This window comes from Stenotrophomonas sp. P5_B8 (assembly GCF_054049855.1).
The window spans coordinates 1-1,310 of the sequence record NZ_JBFULO010000681.1; the positions used below are offsets into that span (position 1 = coordinate 1).

2 protein-coding genes are annotated in these 1,310 nt (G+C 64.1%); both read left to right on the forward strand.

What is annotated here, in order from left to right; genetic code table 11:
• A partial coding sequence (locus ACXJKH_RS20630; protein ID WP_457322178.1) for a LysR substrate-binding domain-containing protein occupies positions 1-362 on the forward strand: 362 nt, incomplete at its 5' end.
• Between the two features lie 653 nt (positions 363-1,015).
• On the forward strand, positions 1,016-1,310 hold a 295-nt coding region (locus tag ACXJKH_RS20635), incomplete at its 3' end, for a MipA/OmpV family protein (protein WP_457322180.1).

Genomic DNA, 1,310 nt, shown 5'->3' on the forward strand with positions numbered 1-1,310 from the left:
ATCAAAGCGCTGAAGGACGTCCGGGCGTTCCCGATTGGGCGGCGTGGCTGCAGGCGGCTGCCTTGCAGGGCGTATCCGCTAACGCCGGCCCCTTGTTTCCCAGTATCTATCTAGCCCAGGAGGCAGCGGTCAACGGGCACGGCGTTGCGTTGGGATTGGCTCCCCTGGTAGAAGAAGATCTGCGGCGAGGACGGCTTGTTAGGCCCTTCGACGGCAGCCTGCCTAATGCGTATGCGTTCTGGGCGGTCCGCCCGCTCGCCGCACGTCGTAAAAGCGCAACAGACGCCTTCTGTCACTGGCTGCAGACGGAAGCCACCGGAACTCTTTCCTCACCCGCCTTGCAGCGGACCGGTGTCCCTTGACCCCTCGACGAATCAAGGGCCGGTCCGAAGCCGGTGAGCAGGCTCGGGGGCGCCAGAGCCAGGGAGCCGGGGCATCCGCTGCGGAGAGGAGGTGGTCCGTCACTACAGCCCCATCACGCTCCGGCGGAGATGCTGCGTTTCAGCCCCCCCTGTTCAGGAGCAGCGATGCCCACGTCAGCATCCTTCGTTATCCGCTCCTTTGAAGCGATTTATGCCTCGTCGGGCGATGTGGAGCGCATCCTCGCCCTGACTATGGAGTGTGGCAAATGCAAGGCGACCTCATCCTCAGGAACGGGCTCCTTGGTTCAATTGTCTGGCGGTGCACTGTTCCGGTGCGCCCATTGCGGTTGCCACCAAGCCGTCAGCAACGCTCGGCTGTCGGCCATCCAAGGCCCCACCGGCGGGGGGACGTCGGCGTCGAAGCCGCTTCCCCGAGAGGCGACTTCGGCACGCAAGCCCATCTGCGCCAGACCGCCGTCGCTGCCGCTTGCAATGACGAGGTAGCCACCTCATAGGGTGACCACAGCCAGTCGCTGGATCTTGGCGCGCTTGGATGGCCTTCGCTGAACGGAAGGCCCCGGACCCCGCGTTGGTAAGTTCCCTGTAAGTTCGGATGACCAAAGCTCGTAGCGTCCTCCCACGACGCTACTTTCATGCTCAAGTCCGTACTCGCCCTTCCGCTCCTTCTCCCCACCGTTGCCTTGGCCCAAGGCGTTTCCAGCAGCAGTGACTTGCTCGCCGATGCTCAAGACGATCGGTGGTCCCTAGGCGTCGCCGTCTCTGTCCGCGATAGCCCCTATGCCGGCGAAGGCACCCGCGTTCGCCCCCTCCCCTTGGTGACCTTTGACGGGCAGCGCCTCTTTTGGCGCGGGCTGTCTGGAGGGGTTCACCTTATCCAAGGCGAGGCCTTCTCCTTGGATGCGGTCCTTTCTGGACGCTTCGACGGGT